1 protein-coding gene is annotated in these 629 nt (G+C 65.2%); it reads left to right on the forward strand.

The window, feature by feature from the left end:
- Nucleotides 1–629 (forward strand): IS3 family transposase (locus LI94_RS24140; RefSeq protein WP_192831023.1); only part of this gene is annotated, 629 nt, incomplete at both ends.

Raw genomic sequence — 629 nt, forward strand, 5'->3', positions numbered from 1 at the left:
AAAGGCTCTACCCGCTCGTAAGCGAGCTCGCCGCCGACGGGATCCCCGTGGTGGTGACGTGCCGGGTACTGGACATTGCTCGCCAGCCCTACTACCGGTGGCTTCAAGAACCGGTCACCGATGCCGAGATCGTCGAGGCCTACCGCACCAACGCCCTCGTTGACGCTCATCGGGACGATCCGGAGTTCGGCTACCGGTTCCTGGTCGATGAGGCCCGCGCTGCCGGTCAGCCGATGGCCGAGCGCACCGCATGGCGGATCTGCTCGAACAACGGGTTGTGGAGCGTGTTCGGCAAGAAGCGGGGTCGCAACGGCAAGAGGCCCGGTCCGCCAGTTCACGATGACCTGGTCGGCCGGGACTTCACCGCCGATGCCCCCAATCATTTGTGGCTGGCCGACATCACCGAGCATCGCACCGAGCAGGGCAAGCTCTACTGCTGCGCGATCAAGGATGTGTTCTCCAACCGGATCGTCGGCTACAGCATCGCCGACCGGATGAAATCGCAGCTGGCCGTTACCGCGCTGCGCAACGCGGTCGCCCGCCGCGGCGATGTCGCCGGCTGTGTGCTGCACACCGACCGCGGGTCGCAATTTCGAAGCCGGAAATTCGTTGCCGCACTGCACCACTAC

Origin of the sequence: Mycobacterium sp. UM_Kg27 (assembly GCF_000972905.1) — a bacterium.
Lineage (GTDB): Bacteria > Actinomycetota > Actinomycetes > Mycobacteriales > Mycobacteriaceae > Mycobacterium.